The following is a 15,851-nucleotide window of genomic DNA, read 5'->3' on the forward strand; positions in this document are numbered from 1 at the left end:
GCCAGGTCCGATCAGTCCTTCAGCGGCTGCACGTCGATCACTGGTGCGTCCCCGATCACGTCGGCGCCCTTCGGCGGCACGAAGTTGAAGGTGGCCGGCGGAATCGGCGCGTTGCGCCGCCAGCCGGAGAAGCGGATGTCGGTGGTGGAACCGAGCTGGTCGCGGAACGTCATGCGGGCCAGGCCGTTCGCGTCGAAGCCGAGGTCGGCGTAGTCGAACTGCGGATCCTTTCCGGTGGAGGTGAGCCGCAGCCAGCTCAGCCCGTCGTGTTCGCCCTGTTCGGCGACCTTGAAATTGCGGTCCAACTGCTTGACGTCGGTCAGCACGGTCAGCGGGCTGTGCGCCTCCTCGGTGCTCTGGATGCGCACGGTGACCTGTTCGAGTTCGGGGTCGTACATCCACACCCGGCTGCCGTCAGCCACGATGGTCTGCTTGTAAGGCGCCAGAGTGTCCCAGCGAAATTGCCGCGGGGCCTCCAGCGCCAGCGTGCCCGAACTCGATTTGCTGCTGTGCCCGTTGAGGTCGGTCAACGACTGCGTGAAATGCCCGGTGAGCGAGTGCAGCCCGGTGGCGAACGCATCCAGCCGCGCACGCGCCGGGCCGGTGGCGGCCTGCGCCACGGCGTTCAGCGACAGCGCCAGAGCGGCGGCGGACAGGGCGATCATGAAGCGTTTCATCGGGTTTCCCGAGGGTGGCGATGGCGGTAGATTGTGGGTCGTCCTGGCTTAACCGAACGGTAGGAGCACCGAAGTCGCGATGAGCCCTGTTCACCCAGGCGCATCGCGACTGCAGCTGCCACTACCAGCAGACGCTCAGTTCTTCGGCGGCGGCGGCGCCAGCACTTCGCGGTTGCCGTTGTGCTGCGGAGCGCTGACCACGCCATCCTGCTCCATCTGCTCGACCAGCCGTGCGGCGCGGTTGTAGCCGATGCGCAAGTGGCGCTGCACGCCGGAGATCGAGGCCCGCCGGGTCTGCGTGACCACCGCTACCGCCTTGTCGTACAACTGCGTATCGGCATCGCCGCCGCCCTCTTCGCCATCCTGCGGCAGGCCGGAGTCGTTGATGAACTTGCCGTCGCTGGTCGGTTGCGCCTCTTCCAGCACACCCTCGATGTAGTTCGGCGCACCCTGCGACTTCAGCCAGGCGACAACGTGATGCACCTCGTGATCGTCGACGAAGGCGCCGTGCACACGCTCCGGCGTGGCCGTGCCCGGCGGCAGGTACAGCATGTCGCCATGCCCAAGCAGCGCCTCAGCGCCGGATTGATCAAGAATGGTGCGCGAGTCGATCTTGGATGACACCTGGAACGCGATGCGGGTAGGGATGTTCGCCTTGATCAGGCCGGTGATCACGTCCACCGACGGCCGCTGGGTCGCCAGGATCAGGTGCACGCCGGCGGCGCGCGCCTTCTGCGCCAGGCGGGCGATCAACTCCTCGACCTTCTTGCCGACGATCATCATCATGTCGGCGAACTCGTCGATGATGATCACGATGTACGGCAGCGGCTCCAGCGGTTCGGCGGCCAGGTTCGGCATGTCGGGGTTGGGCCGGAACAGCGGATCGAGCAGCGGCTGTCCGGCGTTCTCGGCGTCCTTCACCTTCTTGTTGAAGCCGCCGAGGTTGCGCACGCCGACCGCGGCCATCAGCTTGTAGCGGCGCTCCATTTCGGCGACGCACCAGCGCAGCGCATTGGCGGCCTCCTTCATGTCGGTGACCACCGGCGCGAGCAGGTGCGGGATGCCCTCGTAGACCGAGAGTTCCAGCATCTTCGGGTCGATCATGATCATCCGCACGTCTTTCGCGCTGGCCTTGTACAGCAGGCTCAGCACCATCGCATTGACCGCCACCGACTTGCCCGAACCGGTGGTGCCGGCCACCAGCAGATGCGGCATCTTGGCCAGGTCGACCACCACCGGCTTGCCACCGATGTCCTTGCCCAGCGCCAGCGCCAGCGGCGACTTCAGCTGGTCGTACTTGTCCGAGCGCAGGATCTCCGAGAGATACACGATCTGCTTGTGGGTGTTGGGGATCTCCAGCCCGATCACGTTCTTGCCGGGGATCACGTCGACCACGCGCACGCTGACTACCGACAGGCCGCGCGCAATGTCCTTGTCCAGGCTCGATACCTGCGAGCCCCGGATACCCGGTGCAGGCTCCATCTCGAAACGGGTGATCACCGGGCCCGGATAGGCGCCGACAACCTTGGCCTCGATCTTGAAATCCTTGAGCTTGAACTCGACCTGGCGCGAGAGCACTTCGAGGGTTTCCTCGGAGTAGCCCGGACCTTGCGGGGGCGCTTCGTCCAGCAGCGACAGCGGCGGCAATTCGCCGGGCGTGGCGGCGCCGGTGAACAACGGAATCTGCGTCTCCAGCCTGGCCCGCTCGCTCTTGGTCACCGGCTGGGGCGGCGCCTCGATGCGCACCGGCTCACGCCTGGCCTGCTTCACCGCATCGGCCTTCTTGACCACCTCGCGCTCGGTGCGCGCCTGCCGCGCCGCCATGGCCTGCGGCGCATCGCGCCACTTGCCGCGGACCCAGCCGGCCAGTTTCAGCACGCCCTGCCCGGTCCAGTCCATCACCTTGAACCACGACAGCCCGGTGGCAAGCGTGACCGCGATCAGGAACAGCGCCAGCAACAGCAGCGGTGCGCCCTTGGCGCCGAACGCGCTGAGCAGGGCCTCGCCCACCCACACGCCGATGATGCCGCCCACACCTTGCGGCAGCACCGGCTCGTGGAAATTGAGAAACAGCAGCGCCGGCCCGGTGATGAAGAAGAACACGAAGCCGATCAACCGCAGCGCCGGCTCCCATGGATGCACGATCCTTTCGTCGCGCTGGCGCAGCACCTGCACGCCCAGCAACAGCAGCAGCAGCGGGAAGCAGTAGGCGACCAGGCCGAAGATCCAGCGCAGCAGGTCGGCGACATAGGCGCCGACGGTGCCGCCGAAGTTGTGCGCATGCTCCAGCTGGCCGGCATTCGTCCAGCTTGGGTCATGCGGGTTGTAGCTGAAGAGGCATACCAGCAGATACAGGGCCAATGGCAGCAACAGCAAGGCGCCGGCTTCACGCAGCCGGCGCTTCAGCTCCTCGCTGAGGCCTTCCCTCGGTTGTTGTCTCACATTCGCGCTGCGCGCCACCTTGGGTGCCCCCTTCCTGACTGCCAAGGGTCAGAGCATACCTTGCAGCGCAGGATGCACCAGCTTGCCGCCGTCGACGTTGATGCCGCCGCTCAACGGGGCGAACTCGCGCCATTCGTTGCCGGCAGCCAGGCGCTGCACATACGGCAGGATCGCGGCCGAGATCGCCAGCGACGAGGTCTGCGGCACGGCGCCGGGCATGTTGGTCACGCAGAAGTGCGTGATGCCGTGGACGTCGTAGGTCGGCTCCTTCCAGGAGGTCGGGTGCGAGGTCTCGAAGCAGCCGCCCTGGTCGATCGCGATATCCACCAGCACGCTGCCCGGCTCCATCGTCTTGACCATCGCCTCGGTGACCACCCGCGGCGCCTTGGCGCTGGGCACCAGCACCGCGCCGACGACGATGTCGGCGTCGCGCACTTCCTCGGCCACGGACGACTCGTAGGCATACAGCGCGGTGACGTTCGGGCCCATCGCCATCATCTCGGCCAGGCGGTCCTGGCGCTTGTCGAACACCACCACGTTGGCACCCGCGGCAGCGGCCAGCGCGGCAGCCGCGCCACCAGCAGCACCCGCGCCCAGCACCACCACCTTGCCACGCGGGGTGGAGGCCATGCCGCCGAGCAGCTTGCCCTTGCCGCCCTGCGGACGATGCAGCAGGGTAGTGCCGATCTGCGTGGCGATGCGGCCGGCAATCACCGACATCGGCAGCAGCAGCGGCAGCACGCCGTTTTCTTCCACCGACTCGAACGCCACCCCGGTCAGGCCGATGTCGAGCAGGCTCCTGGTCAGCTCCGGCTCGGCCGCCAGATGCAGGTAGCAGAACAGCAAGTGGTGCTTCTTCAGCAGGGCCAGATCGCCGGCGACCGGCTCCTTCACCTTGACGATCAGCTCGCCGGCCTCGTACAGCGCCGCGGCGTCGGGCAGGATCTTGATGCCTTCCTTGACATAGGCTTCGTCGGCAAAGCCGCTCTTCAGGCCTGCTCCCGCCTGGATGAACACTTCATGGCCACGGCGCACCAGATCGGCGGCGGCGGCAGGAACGAGAGCAACACGACCTTCGAGGGTCTTGGTTTCGGAGGGGATACCGATACGCATGGAAAAGAATCCTGTGGGAGCACGTTGTAAATCCATCGCGCAAACGCCGCGGTGGTGTCGTTGAGTCCGTCGTCTACCTTGAATCGGCCGAGGGTATTCCCCATCCTTGCGGGGTCACGCAACCCGCCATCGCTCGCTGGCCCGCTTGAGGAAACCGTGCCGGGGCTGCAGCGAATGAAGTGTCAGGCCATCGGTAAACCCAAGGATTATACCAACCATGAGCACCACCAAGCACAGCCGCCTGCTGATCCTCGGCTCCGGCCCCGCCGGTTACACCGCCGCGGTGTACGCGGCCCGCGCCAACCTGAAGCCGACCATGATCACCGGCCTGCAACAGGGCGGCCAGCTGATGACCACCACCGACGTGGACAACTGGCCGGGCGACGTCGAGGGCCTGCAGGGCCCGGCGTTGATGCAGCGCATGGCCGAGCACGCCGAGCGCTTCCACACCGAGATGATCTTCGACCACATCCACACGGTGGACCTGAAGCAGCGCCCGTTCCGGCTCAAGGGCGACTCCGGCGAGTACACCGCCGACGCGCTGATCATCGCCACCGGCGCCACCGCCAAGTACCTCGGCATCGCCAGCGAGGAGAAATACAAGGGCAAGGGTGTTTCGGCCTGCGCCACCTGCGACGGCTTTTTCTTCCGCGACCAGGACGTGGTGGTGATCGGCGGCGGCAACACCGCGGTCGAGGAGGCGCTGTACCTGGCCAACATCGGCCGCAAGGTCTACCTGGTGCACCGCCGCGACAAGCTGCGCGCAGAGAAGATCATGCAGGACAAGCTGTTCGAGAAGGCTGCCGCCGGCAAGATCGAGCTGGTCTGGAACCACGCCATCGACGAGGTGCTGGGCGACGACACCGGCGTCACCGGCGTGCGCGTGAAGGACGTCAACTCCGGCGCCACCCGCGACATCGAAGCCACCGGCTTCTTCGTGGCGATCGGGCATACGCCGAACACCGGCATCTTCGAAGGCCAGCTCGACATGCACGACGGCTACATCAGGATCCACGGCGGCCAGCACGGCATGGCCACGATGACCTCGGTGCCGGGCGTGTTCGCCGCCGGCGACGTGGCCGACCATGTTTACCGTCAGGCCGTCACGTCGGCCGGCTTCGGCTGCATGGCCGCGCTGGACGCCGAACGCTGGCTGGACCAGCAGACGCCAGCCAGCTGATGCTCTTGCTCCCCCGGCGCAGCTGGGGGAGCGGAAAAGCTCTTGCTCATCTCCGTTCTCGTGGAGGCCTGCGAGGCATCTGGCAGAAAATCATCTATAACCAGTCCATGCTCACTCCCCGCTTCCACGCAGCACTTGCCGAACTGCCTGCCGCGGCGTGGGATGCGCTGCGCACCGACGCCAATCCGTTCGTCTCCCATGCGTTTCTCGCCGCGCTGGAGCACAGCGATTGCATCCGCCCCGAGTGGGGCTGGCAGGCCCATCACCTCGGCTTGTACGAAGATGGCCGGCTGGTCGCTGCCGCACCGCTGTACCTGAAAGGCAACTCGCATGGCGAGTTCGTGTTCGACTGGAGCTGGGCCCGCGCGTGGGAGCGCGCCGGCGGCGACTATTACCCGAAATTGCTCAATGGCGTGCCCTACTCGCCCGTGCCGGGACCGCGCCTGCTGGCCGGCAACGGCCAACGCGCGCCGCAGCTGCAGCGAGCCCTGGTCGAGGCGATGCGGGGCGAGGCCGATCGCATGGGGCTGTCCTCGGTGCATGCCAACTTTCTGCAACCGAACGAACTGGCTGCGTTCGATGAAAACTGGCTGGCTCGTTCGGACGTGCAGTTCCACTGGCACAACCACGGCTACCGCCATTTCCCGGATTTCCTAGCCGCACTGAGCCACAAGAAGCGCAAGAACATCCTGCGCGAACGCCAGCAGGTTGCCGCCAGCGGCCTCGCCATCGAGTGGCGCAGCGGCGATACGCTGAGCACCGCCGAATGGCAGCGGGTGCATGCCTTGTACACGGAAACATTCGACGCCAAGGGCAATCATGCCGCGCTCACGGCCGCGTTCTTCCGCCAGCTCGGCGAACTGGGCCGGACCGCGCAGATGGCGCTGGCGCGGCACGGGGAAACCATCGTCGCGATGGCGTTGTTCGTGCAAAGCGACTGCGTGCTGTATGGACGCTACTGGGGCGCGTCGGTGAACGTGCCGGGGCTGCATTTCGAGCTGTGCTATTACCGCGGCATCGACTACGCCATCACCAACAAGCTGACCCGTTTCGAGCCTGGTGCCCAGGGCGAGCACAAGCTCGCGCGCGGCTTCGTGCCAGTGCGCACGCATTCGCGGCACTATCTGCAGAATCCGGGCTTTCGCACCGCCGTCGCGGCGGCGCTGGCCAGTGAGGCGGCGGCGGTCGATGCTTATGCCGCCGAGCTGCTGGAGCACAGCCCGTTTGCCGATCATGCCCGGGGCGAACGATGAAACGCCTGCCGCTGCTGGACCCCGATGCCACCGATCGCTTCCCCGATCCGCGCCAGGCGTTGACCGAGCCCAACGGCCTGCTCGCGTTCGGTGGCGACCTGTCGCCGCGACGGCTGCTGGCGGCATACAGCCGTGGCATCTTTCCATGGTTCGGCGAGGGCGAACCGATCCTGTGGTGGTCGCCCGATCCGCGCTGCGTGTTCTACACGGAAAGGCTGAAGGTGAATCGCAGCCTGCGCCGCCAGCTCGCTGGCAAGCAGTGGCGGCTGACCATCGACCACGCGTTCGACGCCGTGATCCGTGCCTGCGCCGCGCCGCGTGCGGGTGACCCTGGCACGTGGCTGGTGCCGGCGATGATCGACGCGTACGAACAATTGCACCGGCTGGGTCACGCGCACAGCGTTGAGGTGTGGGATCGCGGGCAGCTGGTCGGCGGCATCTATGGCGTGGCGATGGGCCGGTTGTTCTGCGGTGAGTCCATGTTCAGCGCCGAAAGCGGCGGCTCCAAGATCGCACTGGTCGCGCTTGGCCGGCTGCTGCACGAGCTGGACTTCCCGCTGATCGACACTCAGGTCAGCAACCCGCACACACTGGGGCTGGGCGCCATCGACATGCCGCGCGGGCAGTTCCTGCAGGAGGTCGCCCGTTTGGGCCAGTCGCCCGGGCGCGTCGGCAGCTGGGCCGATCTCACCCCGCGCCTGCTGCGACCGGGACCGGATTCCGCCCCCGCGCAGTCGAGCTGACCACACCCGTTCAGCCGACCTCGGCCGGGCGGCCAAGCGCCTTGAGGTCTTCGTAATTGTCCAGAAACAGCGCCACCAGGCCCGGATCGAGCTGGCTGCCGGCGACGTCGCGCAGATAATCCAGCACTTCCGTCTCGGGCCACGCCGCCTTGTAGACGCGGGCGGTGATCAGTGCATCCCACACGTCGACCACGCTGAATATCCGCGCCTGCAGCGGGATCGCCTCGCCGCGCAAACCCCGTGGGTAGCCGCCACCGTCCCAACGCTCATGATGGCCATAGGGAATGTCGCCGGCCGCACGCAGGAAGTCCACGCGTTGCAGCAGGTCGTGGCCGATCTGCGGGTGCAGGCGCATATGCGCCATCTCGTGGTCGTCCAGTTTGCCCGGCTTGAGCAGGATCGCATCCGGCAAGGCCAGTTTGCCGATGTCGTGCAGCAACGCACCGAAGGTCAGGTCATGCAGCGACTTGCCGCGAACACCGGCCAGTTTCGCCAGGCCCACTGCCACGCGCATCACCCGCTCGGAGTGGTCGCCGGTTTCCTTGTGGCGGATGTCCAGCGCGGACACCAGCACGCGCAAGGATTGCTCGTGGCCGTTGCGCAGTACCTGGTTGAGCGCCTCCAGCCGACGCAGGTCGCGCCCGATCATCCAGTACAGCACCAGTGCCGTGGCCAGCACGAACAGCCAGCCCTTGATGCTCTGCAGGAAGGTGAGCTCCGCCTGGCCGCTGACCAGCGCGTTCAGCGCCTGATCGGAAAACCATATCCACAGTGCGGCGATCATCAGGTACACGGAGGCGGTGCGGAACTGGGGACTCATCGCCACTGCAGACCTCTGCAAGATGCTTTTCTCGCGCATTCTTGTCACAGCGCAAGCCGCCTGTCGACGGGATTCGGCGCCATCCACACGACGACCCGAACTAGCCCGCCCGGGCCGCGTACTTGCGCGCCACGTAATCGTCGAGGATGCCTACGAACTCGTTGGCGATGTTGTCGCCGCGCAGGGTCATTGCCTTGGCGCCGTCGATGAACACCGGCGCGGCCGGCGCCTCGCCGCTGCCGGGCAGCGAGATGCCGATGTTGGCGTGCTTGGATTCGCCCGGGCCGTTGACGATGCAGCCCATCACCGCCAGCGTGAGGTTCTCCACGCCGTCGTATTTCACGCGCCACAACGGCATCTGCTCGCGCACGTGCTCCTGCACGGTCTTGGCCAGTTCCTGGAAGAACTCGCTGGTGGTGCGGCCGCAACCCGGGCAGGCGGTAACCAGCGGGGTGAACGCCCGCAGGCCCATCGTCTGCAGCAGCTCCTGCGCCACGATCACCTCGCCGGTGCGCGAGGCCCCGGGTTCCGGCGTCAGCGAGATGCGGATGGTGTCGCCGATGCCTTCCTGCAGCAGCACCGCCAGGGCGGCACTGGACGCCGTGATGCCCTTCGATCCCATGCCCGCCTCGGTCAGGCCCAGGTGCAAGGCATAGTCGCAACGCGCCGCCAGGTCGCGATACACCGCAATCAGTTCCTGCACGCCGGAGACCTTGCACGACAGGATGATGCGATCGCGCGCCAGGCCGATGCTTTCCGCCTGCGCAGCGGAATCCAGGGCCGAACGGATCAGTGCTTCACGCGCCACGCGCGACGCGTCCCACGGGTCCGCGCGCAACGCATTCTCATCCATCAGCGCCGCCAGCATGCTCTGGTCGAGCGAGCCCCAGTTGACGCCGATGCGCACCGGCTTGGCGTAGCGCAACGCCAGTTCGATGATCGAGGCGAACTGGGTGTCACGCTTCTTGCCGAAACCGACGTTGCCCGGGTTGATGCGGTATTTCGCCAGCGCCTCGGCGCAGGCCGGCTCGCGTTCCAGCAGCTGATGGCCGTTGTAGTGGAAGTCGCCGATGATCGGCACGTCCACGCCCATCATCGCCAGTCGCTCGGCAATGCGCGGCACCGCGGCGGCGGCGGCCGGCGTGTTCACCGTGATACGAACGAGCTCGGAGCCGGCACGGGCCAGTTCGGCGATCTGTTTCGCGGTGCTGGCCGGGTCTTCGGTGTCGGTATTGGTCATGGACTGCACCACGATCGGCGCCGTGCCGCCCACTTTCACCTTGCCGATCTGCACGGCCACACTGGGCCGGCGCCGACCGGGTTCGGCCGGGCGCGGTTTCTGCGATGCAATTTCACTCATGGGATCAACCGGAAGACAGGTCGCGACGGGGCCGCGACGACACCGCCAAGGATACCCGATCGGGCTTGCCATCCTGTGGCAAATCAGCGCAACCTGACCGGAACAAGCCGTGGCTGCCGACCACGACGAGGCTGCCATTTTCGAACCGTCCGGAGCCCGCCGTTGGCCGCAGGCCGCGGGAACACGCGATCCAGGCCGGTACGGCCGCCGCCTTGCCGAACGGAGCGGGCGACTCATGCGGCCGATCCGCGCGACATGCCGACCAGGACGAATTGCCGCAGCGAATTGATCGGTGTCATGGCACGCCGTCATGCTTGAACGAATACTGCAGGGATCGATTGGGAGACCGCATGCCGAACACCGAGTACTACAACGACAAGGTCGTGCGCCAGTTCCTGCTGGCCGCGGCGGTGTGGGGCATCATCGGCATGTCGGTCGGCGTCTACGCCGCGGCCGAGCTGATGTGGCCCGTGCTGAACTTCGACCTCCCGTGGCTGACCTTCAGCCGGATCCGCCCCGATCACACCTTCGGGGTGATCTTCGCGTTCGGCGGCTCGGCGCTGATGGGTACCTGCTATTACGTGGTGCAGCGCACCGGGCATGCGCGGCTGGCGCTGGGAAAGCTGGCAGGGTTCACCTTCTGGGGCTGGCAGCTGGTGTGCGTGCTGGCGATGGTTTCCATGCCGCTCGGTCTGACCCAGAGCAAAGAGTACGCCGAGCCGGAATGGTTCATCGACATCTTGATCGCCGTGGTCTGGGTGAGCTTCGGCACGGTGTTCTTCGCCAGCCTGGCGCGTCGGCGCATCAAGCATATCTACGTGGCGAACTGGTACTACGGCGCGTTCATCATCGCGGTGGGCCTGCTGCACATCGTCAACAACCTCGCCCTGCCGGTGTCGCTGTTCAAGTCCTACCCGATCTACTCGGGCGTGGTCGATGCGATGGTGCAGTGGTGGTACGGCCACAACGCGGTGGCGTTCTTCCTCACCGCCGGCTTCCTCGGCATGATGTATTACTTCGTGCCGCGGCAGGCGCAGCAGCCGCTGTGGAGCTACCGCTTCTCGATCGTCAATTTCTGGGCGCTGATCTCGGTCTACATGTGGGCCGGCGCGCACCACCTGATGTACACCGCCCTGCCCGACTGGGTGCAGTCGGTCGGCATGGCGTTCTCGCTGGTGCTGCTGATGCCCAGCCTGGGCTCGGCGGCCAACGGCCTGCTCACCTTCAACGGCTCGTGGTGGCGGCTCAAGACCGACCCCGCCGCCAAGTTCATGGTGATGTCGCTGGTGTTCTACGCCGCATCGACCTTCGAGGGTTCGATGATGGCGATCAAGACGGTGAACTCGCTGTCGCACTACACCGACTGGACGATCGCCCACGTGCACTCCGGCTCGCTCGGCTGGGTGGCGATGATCACCATCGGCTCGCTCTACGCGATGGCGCCGCGCGCGCTGGGGCGGCCGGAGATGCATTCCAATCGCGGGATGGAGCTGCATTTCTGGCTGCACATCACGGGCACCTTGCTGTACGTGGGGTCGATGTGGACCGCCGGCGTCACCGAAGGCCTGATGTGGCGCGCCACCCAGCCCGACGGCGCGCTCACCTACGGCTTCCTGGACAGCCTGATCGCGATCAAGCCGATGTACCTGATCCGCTGGCTGGGCGGCGTGTGCATCCTCTCTGGCATGTGGGTGATGGCATGGAACCTCTGGTACACCGCGGCGGATGCGCGGGCGCGGCTGATCAAGCCGATCCCGGTGCCGATCCCCGAGCCGGTGCCGCATCAGGTACCCGCCCCGCTTCCTGCGGCCGGTTGAGGACGACGTCATGGCTTACAAGCATTTCGAAGCGATCGAGAAACACGCCGGCCTGCTCGGCATCCTGATTGCGATCATGGTGTCGCTCGGCGGCCTGGCCGAGATCACGCCGCTGTTCATGGAAGCGCATTCGATGAAGGCACCGCCGGGCGTGCTTCCCTATGACCCATTGCGCCTGGCCGGCAAGGATGTGTACGTGCGCGAGGGCTGCTACCTGTGCCACTCGCAGATGATCCGCGCGCTGCGTTTCGAGACTCAGCGTTACGGGCATTTCTCCACCGCCGAGGAGTCGGTCTACGACCGTCCCTTCCAGTGGGGTTCCAAGCGCACCGGGCCGGATCTGGCGCGCGTGGGCGGCAAGTATTCCGATGCCTGGCAACGCATGCACCTGATGGGACCGCGCCAGGTGGTGCCGCAATCCAACATGCCCGGCTACCCGTGGCTGGCCGATCGGAAACTCGATGGCGCCGATATACAGGCACGCATGCGCACCCTGCGCAGGCTGGGTGATCCCTACAGCGACGCCGAGATTGCCGCGGCTCCTGCCGCAGTGGGCGGCAAGACCGAGATGGACGCGCTGATCGCCTACCTGCAAGGCCTGGGCATCCGCAACGAACCCACGCCGACCGCTGCCGCCGCCAGCGATGGGGGTGCGCCGTGACGCCCGTGAGCCCGGTCTGGGGCCACGTCGCCGGGGCCATCATCCTGCTGATGATGGTCACCTTCATCGCCATCTGGATCTGGGCCTGGCACAAGCAGCACAAGCGCACGTTCAATCGCATGGCGCGGCTGCCGATGGAAGACGAACCCGCCGATAACGACACGAAGGAGGCGCGCCCATGAGCTCGGGATGGTCGTTGTGGGTGATGTTTCTGGTGGTGCTCAACATGGGCATCACGCTGTTCCTGTTCCTGTGGGGCCCGCGCGCGAAGATCCCGACCTTGCCCGACGGCACCAGCGGCCATGTCTGGGCGCACGGCGTGCTGCGAGAAGGCGTGCGCAAGCTGCCGCGCTGGTGGGTGGTGTTCTCGGCCAGCATGTTCGTGGCCGCCTTTACCTACCTGTATCTGTTCCCCGGCTTCGGCAGCCACAAGGGCGCGCTGAACTGGACGGCGCATGGCGAACTGGCGCGCAACGTGGCCGCCAACGACGCCAGGCTCGCCCCGTTGATGGAGCGCTTCAGGATGTATCCGGTCGAGCAGCTGGCCAGTGACCCGGAGGCCCTCCAGATGGGCAAGGTATTGTTCGAAGACAATTGCGCCGCCTGCCATCAGCGCAGCGCGAAGGGCAACATGGCACTCGGCGCTCCCGATCTGAGCGACAACGACTGGCTTTACGGCGGCGCCGGCAACGACATCGTCGCCTCGATCCGCAATGGCCGCAGCGGCGTGATGCCGCCATGGGCCAGCCTCGGCGCGGACAACGTGAAGAATCTCGCGCAGTACGTGCTGAGCCTGTCCGGTTCCCCGCATGACGCAGCCAAGGCGGCCGCCGGCAAACCGATGTTCGCTACCTGCGCCGCCTGCCACGGCGCCGAAGGCAAGGGCAATCAGGCACTGGGTGCACCCAACCTCACCGATCACGTCTGGCTGCATGGCGGCAGCGTGGCCGACATCGAGAAGACCATCGGCGAGGGTCGCCAGGGCCACATGCCGGCGTGGAGCCCGCGTCTGTCCGATGACCAGGTCCACATGCTCGCCGCCTATGTCTATCAACTGTCACATAAGGCCGATGCAAGCCGCCAATGACATCGCCACCCGCACGTCGTCGGCATGGTATCGCCAGCCGGTGCTGTGGCTGGGCATCGTCATCTTCGTCGCCTCGCTGGCGGGTTGCATCTGGATGATCGTGCTGGGCGTGCACCACGCCGACACGCCGCTGGATACCTCGCATACTGTCTTCGGCGTACCGGTCAGCGCGCATAGCGGCCCCCATCCGCCGCCGGTGGATCCGCCGCGATGAACCCGCATGCAGCATGGGCGAACCCGCAGTTGGCAGCGCAGGTGTTGCGCAGCCGCCGCGACGGCTGCAGCGAGATCGCTCTGCGGGTGGAATCGTTGCACGACCCCCGCCGGATCCTGTGGCTGGAGCAGCGCATCCACGGGTTGCCCGGCGTACACCGGGTCAGCATCGACCGCACCGCACGCTGCGTGCGGATCGTATGGGACGCGCGGCGCACCTCGCTGCCTGCCCTGCTCGACAACTTCGCCGCCGCGAGCTGCCCGGCGCAACCGCTGCAGCACGGCAGCATCGACGACAACCGCTCGCACGAGCAGCACGATGCGCTGAAGCGCCTTCTGGTCGCCGGCATGTGCGCCATGCAGGTGATGACCTATGCCTTTGTGATCTACATCGGCGTGGTCGATTTCGTCGATTTCAGCACGCGCAACCTGTTCCGCTGGCTGGGCCTGCTGACCACCTTGCCGGTGGTGTTCTACTCGGCGCAGCCGTTCTTCAGCGGCGCCGTGCGCGAGCTGGGCGAGCGCCGGGTCGGCATCAACCTGCCGGTGGCGCTGGCGGTGGGGCTGGTGTTCCTGGCCAGCGCGTTAAACACGCTGCGCGGCAGCGGCGAGATCTATTTCGACTCGGTGACCATGTTCGTGTTCCTGCTGCTCGGTGGGCGCTATCTGGAACTGCGCTCGCGCCATCGCAGCGGCGCGCTGGGCGACGCGGTGATCGATGCTTCGCCCTTGCTGGCGCAACGCCGGCGCGCCGATGGCGAACTGGAAACGGTCGCCGCCATCACCCTGCTGCCCGGTGATCGCGTGCACATCGCCGAAGGCAGCACCGTCCCGGCGGACGGCGTGCTGGAAAGCGCGCGCGTGGAAGTAGACGAGGCGCTGCTGTCGGGCGAGTCCCGCCCGCTGTGCCGGGTACGTGGCGAGCGGATGATTGCCGGCAGCGTGCTGCTGTCCGGCCCGGCCGAGATGCGCGTGGAGCACGGCGGCGCGGCCACCAGCGTGGCGCGGCTGGGCGCCTTGGCCGTTCGCGCACGACAGGCGCGCAACCTGCTCGGCGGCAGCGACCGCGAGATCGGCCGGTTCGTCGGCCGCGTGCTGCTGCTGACGACACTCACCGCGCTGGGCTGGCTGCTGGTCGATCCCGCGCGCGCGTTCGAGGCCGCCGTGGCAGTGCTGGTGGTGGCGTGCCCCTGCGCGTTCGCGCTTACCCGCCCAGCCACGCTGACCCGCGCGCTCGGCGTGCTGGCAGGTCGCGGCGTGCTGGTCACCGATGGCGCCGCGCTCGCCACGCTGGCAAAGGTCGACTACGCGCTGTTCGACAAGACCGGCACGCTGAGCATGCCGCAACTGGATCGCGGCGCGGTCGACCCCCTGCGCGGCGATACGCCGGATCAGGTGCTGCAACTGGCTGCCGCGCTGGCTCACGAAAGCTCTCACCCACTGGCCCGTGCGCTTGCCGATGCAGCGCGTCAGCATGCGTTGCCATTGCGCGCGCAGTCGGTACTGGTCAGTGCCGGCGAGGGCATCAGCGGACTGATCGACGGCCGCATGCTTCGTCTGGGCCGCGCCGATTTCGCGCTCGCCGCCAGCGGCCAGCCATCCGCCCCGGCGGCGGCCGCTGGCTTGATGCTGGCCGACGAGCAGGGTGCCATCGCGACGTTCCGCATGGACGAACAGCCGCGCGGGGACGCCCGCCGCATGCTCGACACGCTGCGCGCCGATGGCATCACGCCAGTGATTGCCAGTGGCGATACCGCAACGCGCGTGGCCGCGCTGGCCCAGCTCCTGGATATCGACGACTGGCACGCGCGCCAGTCGCCCGCCGATAAGCTCGAGCGCCTGCTGGCGGCGCGCCGCAACGGCCACATCACGCTGGCCGTCGGCGACGGCAGCAACGACGCCCCGCTACTGGCCGGCGCCGACGTTTCCGCCGCACTGGCCTCCGGCACCGAACTGGCCCAGGCGCATGCCGATCTGTTGTTGCTGGATGGACGTCTGGATGGCCTTGTCGATGCACGCGCGGTCTCCCGCCATGTGCAACAGGTGATGACGCAGAGCCGGCGCTGGGCGCTGTTCTACAACCTGTGCGCCGTGCCATTTGCCGCATTCGGCTTCGTGCCGCCGTGGCTGGCCGGCATCGGCATGTCGCTGAGCTCGCTGGTGGTGGTGCTCAACGCGTTGCGCGTCGGCCGCCACGGCACGGCCGAGCATCGTGCGGACGCTCTCCTTCCGGCATCGCGCCCGCGCGAGCTGCGCGCATGAACATCCTGCTGGTGTTGATCCCGGTCACGGTACTGGTGCTGCTGGTCGCGGTAGCGCTGTTCTTCTGGGCGGTGAACCACCAGCAGTTCGATGACCTGGACAGTCCCGCCATCCTGCCTTTGCTGGACGAGCCGGCGCCAGCGGAGCATGCGACCCCACCCAACGCCACGCATTCGCCCAAAGCGTAGCGGCGCGCCTGCCGGATCGAAGCGCCGCCCGCGGC

Annotated in this window: 15 protein-coding genes; 10 read left to right on the forward strand and 5 right to left on the reverse strand. The window is 67.0% G+C overall.

The features are described from left to right. Nucleotides 1–11 precede the first annotated feature (11 nt). The 3 genes from lolA to ACFPME_RS00960 form a co-directional block, all read right to left on the reverse strand. Nucleotides 12–677, reverse strand: coding sequence for an outer membrane lipoprotein periplasmic chaperone LolA (gene lolA, locus ACFPME_RS00950; RefSeq protein WP_377301111.1), 666 nt, complete (start codon nucleotides 675–677; stop codon nucleotides 12–14). Between the two features lie 135 nt (nucleotides 678–812). Further along, nucleotides 813–3,137, reverse strand: coding sequence for a DNA translocase FtsK (locus ACFPME_RS00955; protein WP_377302800.1), 2,325 nt, complete (start codon nucleotides 3,135–3,137; stop codon nucleotides 813–815). Between the two features lie 30 nt (nucleotides 3,138–3,167). Continuing rightward, the gene (locus ACFPME_RS00960) at nucleotides 3,168–4,232 is read right to left on the reverse strand and encodes an alanine dehydrogenase (RefSeq protein ID WP_377301113.1); all 1,065 of its coding nucleotides are present in this window, start codon (nucleotides 4,230–4,232) and stop codon (nucleotides 3,168–3,170) included. Nucleotides 4,233–4,449: 217 nt separating this feature from the next. Here ACFPME_RS00960 and trxB point away from each other — a divergent pair, with 217 nt between their 5' ends. The 3 genes from trxB to aat all read left to right on the forward strand — a co-directional run bounded on the left by trxB (nucleotide 4,450) and on the right by aat (nucleotide 7,408). Further along, nucleotides 4,450–5,412: a thioredoxin-disulfide reductase gene (trxB, locus tag ACFPME_RS00965; RefSeq protein ID WP_377301115.1), complete on the forward strand. Its 963-nt coding sequence runs from the start codon at nucleotides 4,450–4,452 to the stop codon at nucleotides 5,410–5,412. Nucleotides 5,413–5,519: 107 nt separating this feature from the next. Beyond that, a complete protein-coding gene (locus ACFPME_RS00970) occupies nucleotides 5,520–6,665 on the forward strand; it encodes a GNAT family N-acetyltransferase (RefSeq protein WP_377301117.1) in 1,146 nt (381 codons plus the stop codon). Continuing rightward, complete coding sequence (gene aat / locus ACFPME_RS00975) at nucleotides 6,662–7,408, forward strand: leucyl/phenylalanyl-tRNA--protein transferase (RefSeq protein WP_377301119.1); 747 nt, start codon at nucleotides 6,662–6,664, stop codon at nucleotides 7,406–7,408. The genes ACFPME_RS00970 and aat overlap by 4 nt, the downstream gene beginning before the upstream one ends. A 10-nt stretch (nucleotides 7,409–7,418) precedes the next feature. Here the strand turns inward: aat and ACFPME_RS00980 are convergent, their stop codons facing one another. Beyond that, the gene (locus tag ACFPME_RS00980; protein ID WP_377301121.1) at nucleotides 7,419–8,249 is read right to left on the reverse strand and encodes an HD-GYP domain-containing protein; all 831 of its coding nucleotides are present in this window, start codon (nucleotides 8,247–8,249) and stop codon (nucleotides 7,419–7,421) included. Between the two features lie 79 nt (nucleotides 8,250–8,328). Continuing rightward, nucleotides 8,329–9,588 carry a flavodoxin-dependent (E)-4-hydroxy-3-methylbut-2-enyl-diphosphate synthase gene (gene ispG / locus ACFPME_RS00985; RefSeq protein ID WP_377301123.1) on the reverse strand — a complete coding sequence of 420 codons (1,260 nt, stop codon included), beginning with the start codon at nucleotides 9,586–9,588 and terminating at the stop codon, nucleotides 8,329–8,331. 350 nt (nucleotides 9,589–9,938) lie between these two features. Here ispG and ccoN point away from each other — a divergent pair, with 350 nt between their 5' ends. The 7 genes from ccoN to ccoS are packed head-to-tail and all read left to right on the forward strand — an operon-like array spanning nucleotide 9,939 to nucleotide 15,816. Beyond that, nucleotides 9,939–11,405 (forward strand): cytochrome-c oxidase, cbb3-type subunit I, encoded by a 1,467-nt coding sequence (gene ccoN / locus ACFPME_RS00990; RefSeq protein ID WP_377301126.1) that lies wholly within the window; start codon nucleotides 9,939–9,941, stop codon nucleotides 11,403–11,405. A gap of 10 nt (nucleotides 11,406–11,415) precedes the next feature. After that, nucleotides 11,416–12,066, forward strand: coding sequence for a cytochrome-c oxidase, cbb3-type subunit II (gene ccoO / locus ACFPME_RS00995; RefSeq protein ID WP_377301128.1), 651 nt, complete (start codon nucleotides 11,416–11,418; stop codon nucleotides 12,064–12,066). Beyond that, on the forward strand, nucleotides 12,063–12,248 hold the full coding sequence (locus ACFPME_RS01000; RefSeq protein ID WP_377301130.1) for a cbb3-type cytochrome oxidase subunit 3: 186 nt from the start codon (nucleotides 12,063–12,065) through the stop codon (nucleotides 12,246–12,248). Before ccoO ends, ACFPME_RS01000 begins: the two co-directional genes overlap by 4 nt. After that, nucleotides 12,245–13,153 carry a cytochrome-c oxidase, cbb3-type subunit III gene (gene ccoP, locus ACFPME_RS01005; RefSeq protein ID WP_377301132.1) on the forward strand — a complete coding sequence of 303 codons (909 nt, stop codon included), beginning with the start codon at nucleotides 12,245–12,247 and terminating at the stop codon, nucleotides 13,151–13,153. The genes ACFPME_RS01000 and ccoP overlap by 4 nt, the downstream gene beginning before the upstream one ends. Then, nucleotides 13,137–13,367, forward strand: coding sequence for a hypothetical protein (locus ACFPME_RS01010; RefSeq protein ID WP_377301134.1), 231 nt, complete (start codon nucleotides 13,137–13,139; stop codon nucleotides 13,365–13,367). The genes ccoP and ACFPME_RS01010 overlap by 17 nt, the downstream gene beginning before the upstream one ends. After that, nucleotides 13,364–15,628, forward strand: coding sequence for a heavy metal translocating P-type ATPase (locus ACFPME_RS01015; RefSeq protein WP_377301136.1), 2,265 nt, complete (start codon nucleotides 13,364–13,366; stop codon nucleotides 15,626–15,628). Before ACFPME_RS01010 ends, ACFPME_RS01015 begins: the two co-directional genes overlap by 4 nt. Continuing rightward, entirely contained in the window at nucleotides 15,625–15,816 is a 192-nt protein-coding gene (gene ccoS, locus ACFPME_RS01020) for a cbb3-type cytochrome oxidase assembly protein CcoS (RefSeq protein ID WP_377301138.1), read from the forward strand. The genes ACFPME_RS01015 and ccoS overlap by 4 nt, the downstream gene beginning before the upstream one ends. Nucleotides 15,817–15,851: the final 35 nt, after the last annotated feature.

This window comes from Rhodanobacter umsongensis, from assembly GCF_042654965.1.
Taxonomy (GTDB): domain Bacteria; phylum Pseudomonadota; class Gammaproteobacteria; order Xanthomonadales; family Rhodanobacteraceae; genus Rhodanobacter; species Rhodanobacter umsongensis.

Coding starts and splice junctions, on each gene's coding strand:
- lolA (WP_377301111.1), bottom strand. CDS start 677: ATGAAACGCTTCATGATCGCCCTGTCCGCCGCCGCTCTGGCGCTGTCG.
- ACFPME_RS00960 (WP_377301113.1), bottom strand. CDS start 4,232: ATGCGTATCGGTATCCCCTCCGAAACCAAGACCCTCGAAGGTCGTGTT.
- trxB (WP_377301115.1), top strand. CDS start 4,450: ATGAGCACCACCAAGCACAGCCGCCTGCTGATCCTCGGCTCCGGCCCC.
- ACFPME_RS00970 (WP_377301117.1), top strand. CDS start 5,520: ATGCTCACTCCCCGCTTCCACGCAGCACTTGCCGAACTGCCTGCCGCG.
- aat (WP_377301119.1), top strand. CDS start 6,662: ATGAAACGCCTGCCGCTGCTGGACCCCGATGCCACCGATCGCTTCCCC.
- ispG (WP_377301123.1), bottom strand. CDS start 9,588: ATGAGTGAAATTGCATCGCAGAAACCGCGCCCGGCCGAACCCGGTCGG.
- ccoN (WP_377301126.1), top strand. CDS start 9,939: ATGCCGAACACCGAGTACTACAACGACAAGGTCGTGCGCCAGTTCCTG.
- ccoO (WP_377301128.1), top strand. CDS start 11,416: ATGGCTTACAAGCATTTCGAAGCGATCGAGAAACACGCCGGCCTGCTC.
- ccoP (WP_377301132.1), top strand. CDS start 12,245: ATGAGCTCGGGATGGTCGTTGTGGGTGATGTTTCTGGTGGTGCTCAAC.
- ACFPME_RS01010 (WP_377301134.1), top strand. CDS start 13,137: ATGCAAGCCGCCAATGACATCGCCACCCGCACGTCGTCGGCATGGTAT.
- ACFPME_RS01015 (WP_377301136.1), top strand. CDS start 13,364: ATGAACCCGCATGCAGCATGGGCGAACCCGCAGTTGGCAGCGCAGGTG.
- ccoS (WP_377301138.1), top strand. CDS start 15,625: ATGAACATCCTGCTGGTGTTGATCCCGGTCACGGTACTGGTGCTGCTG.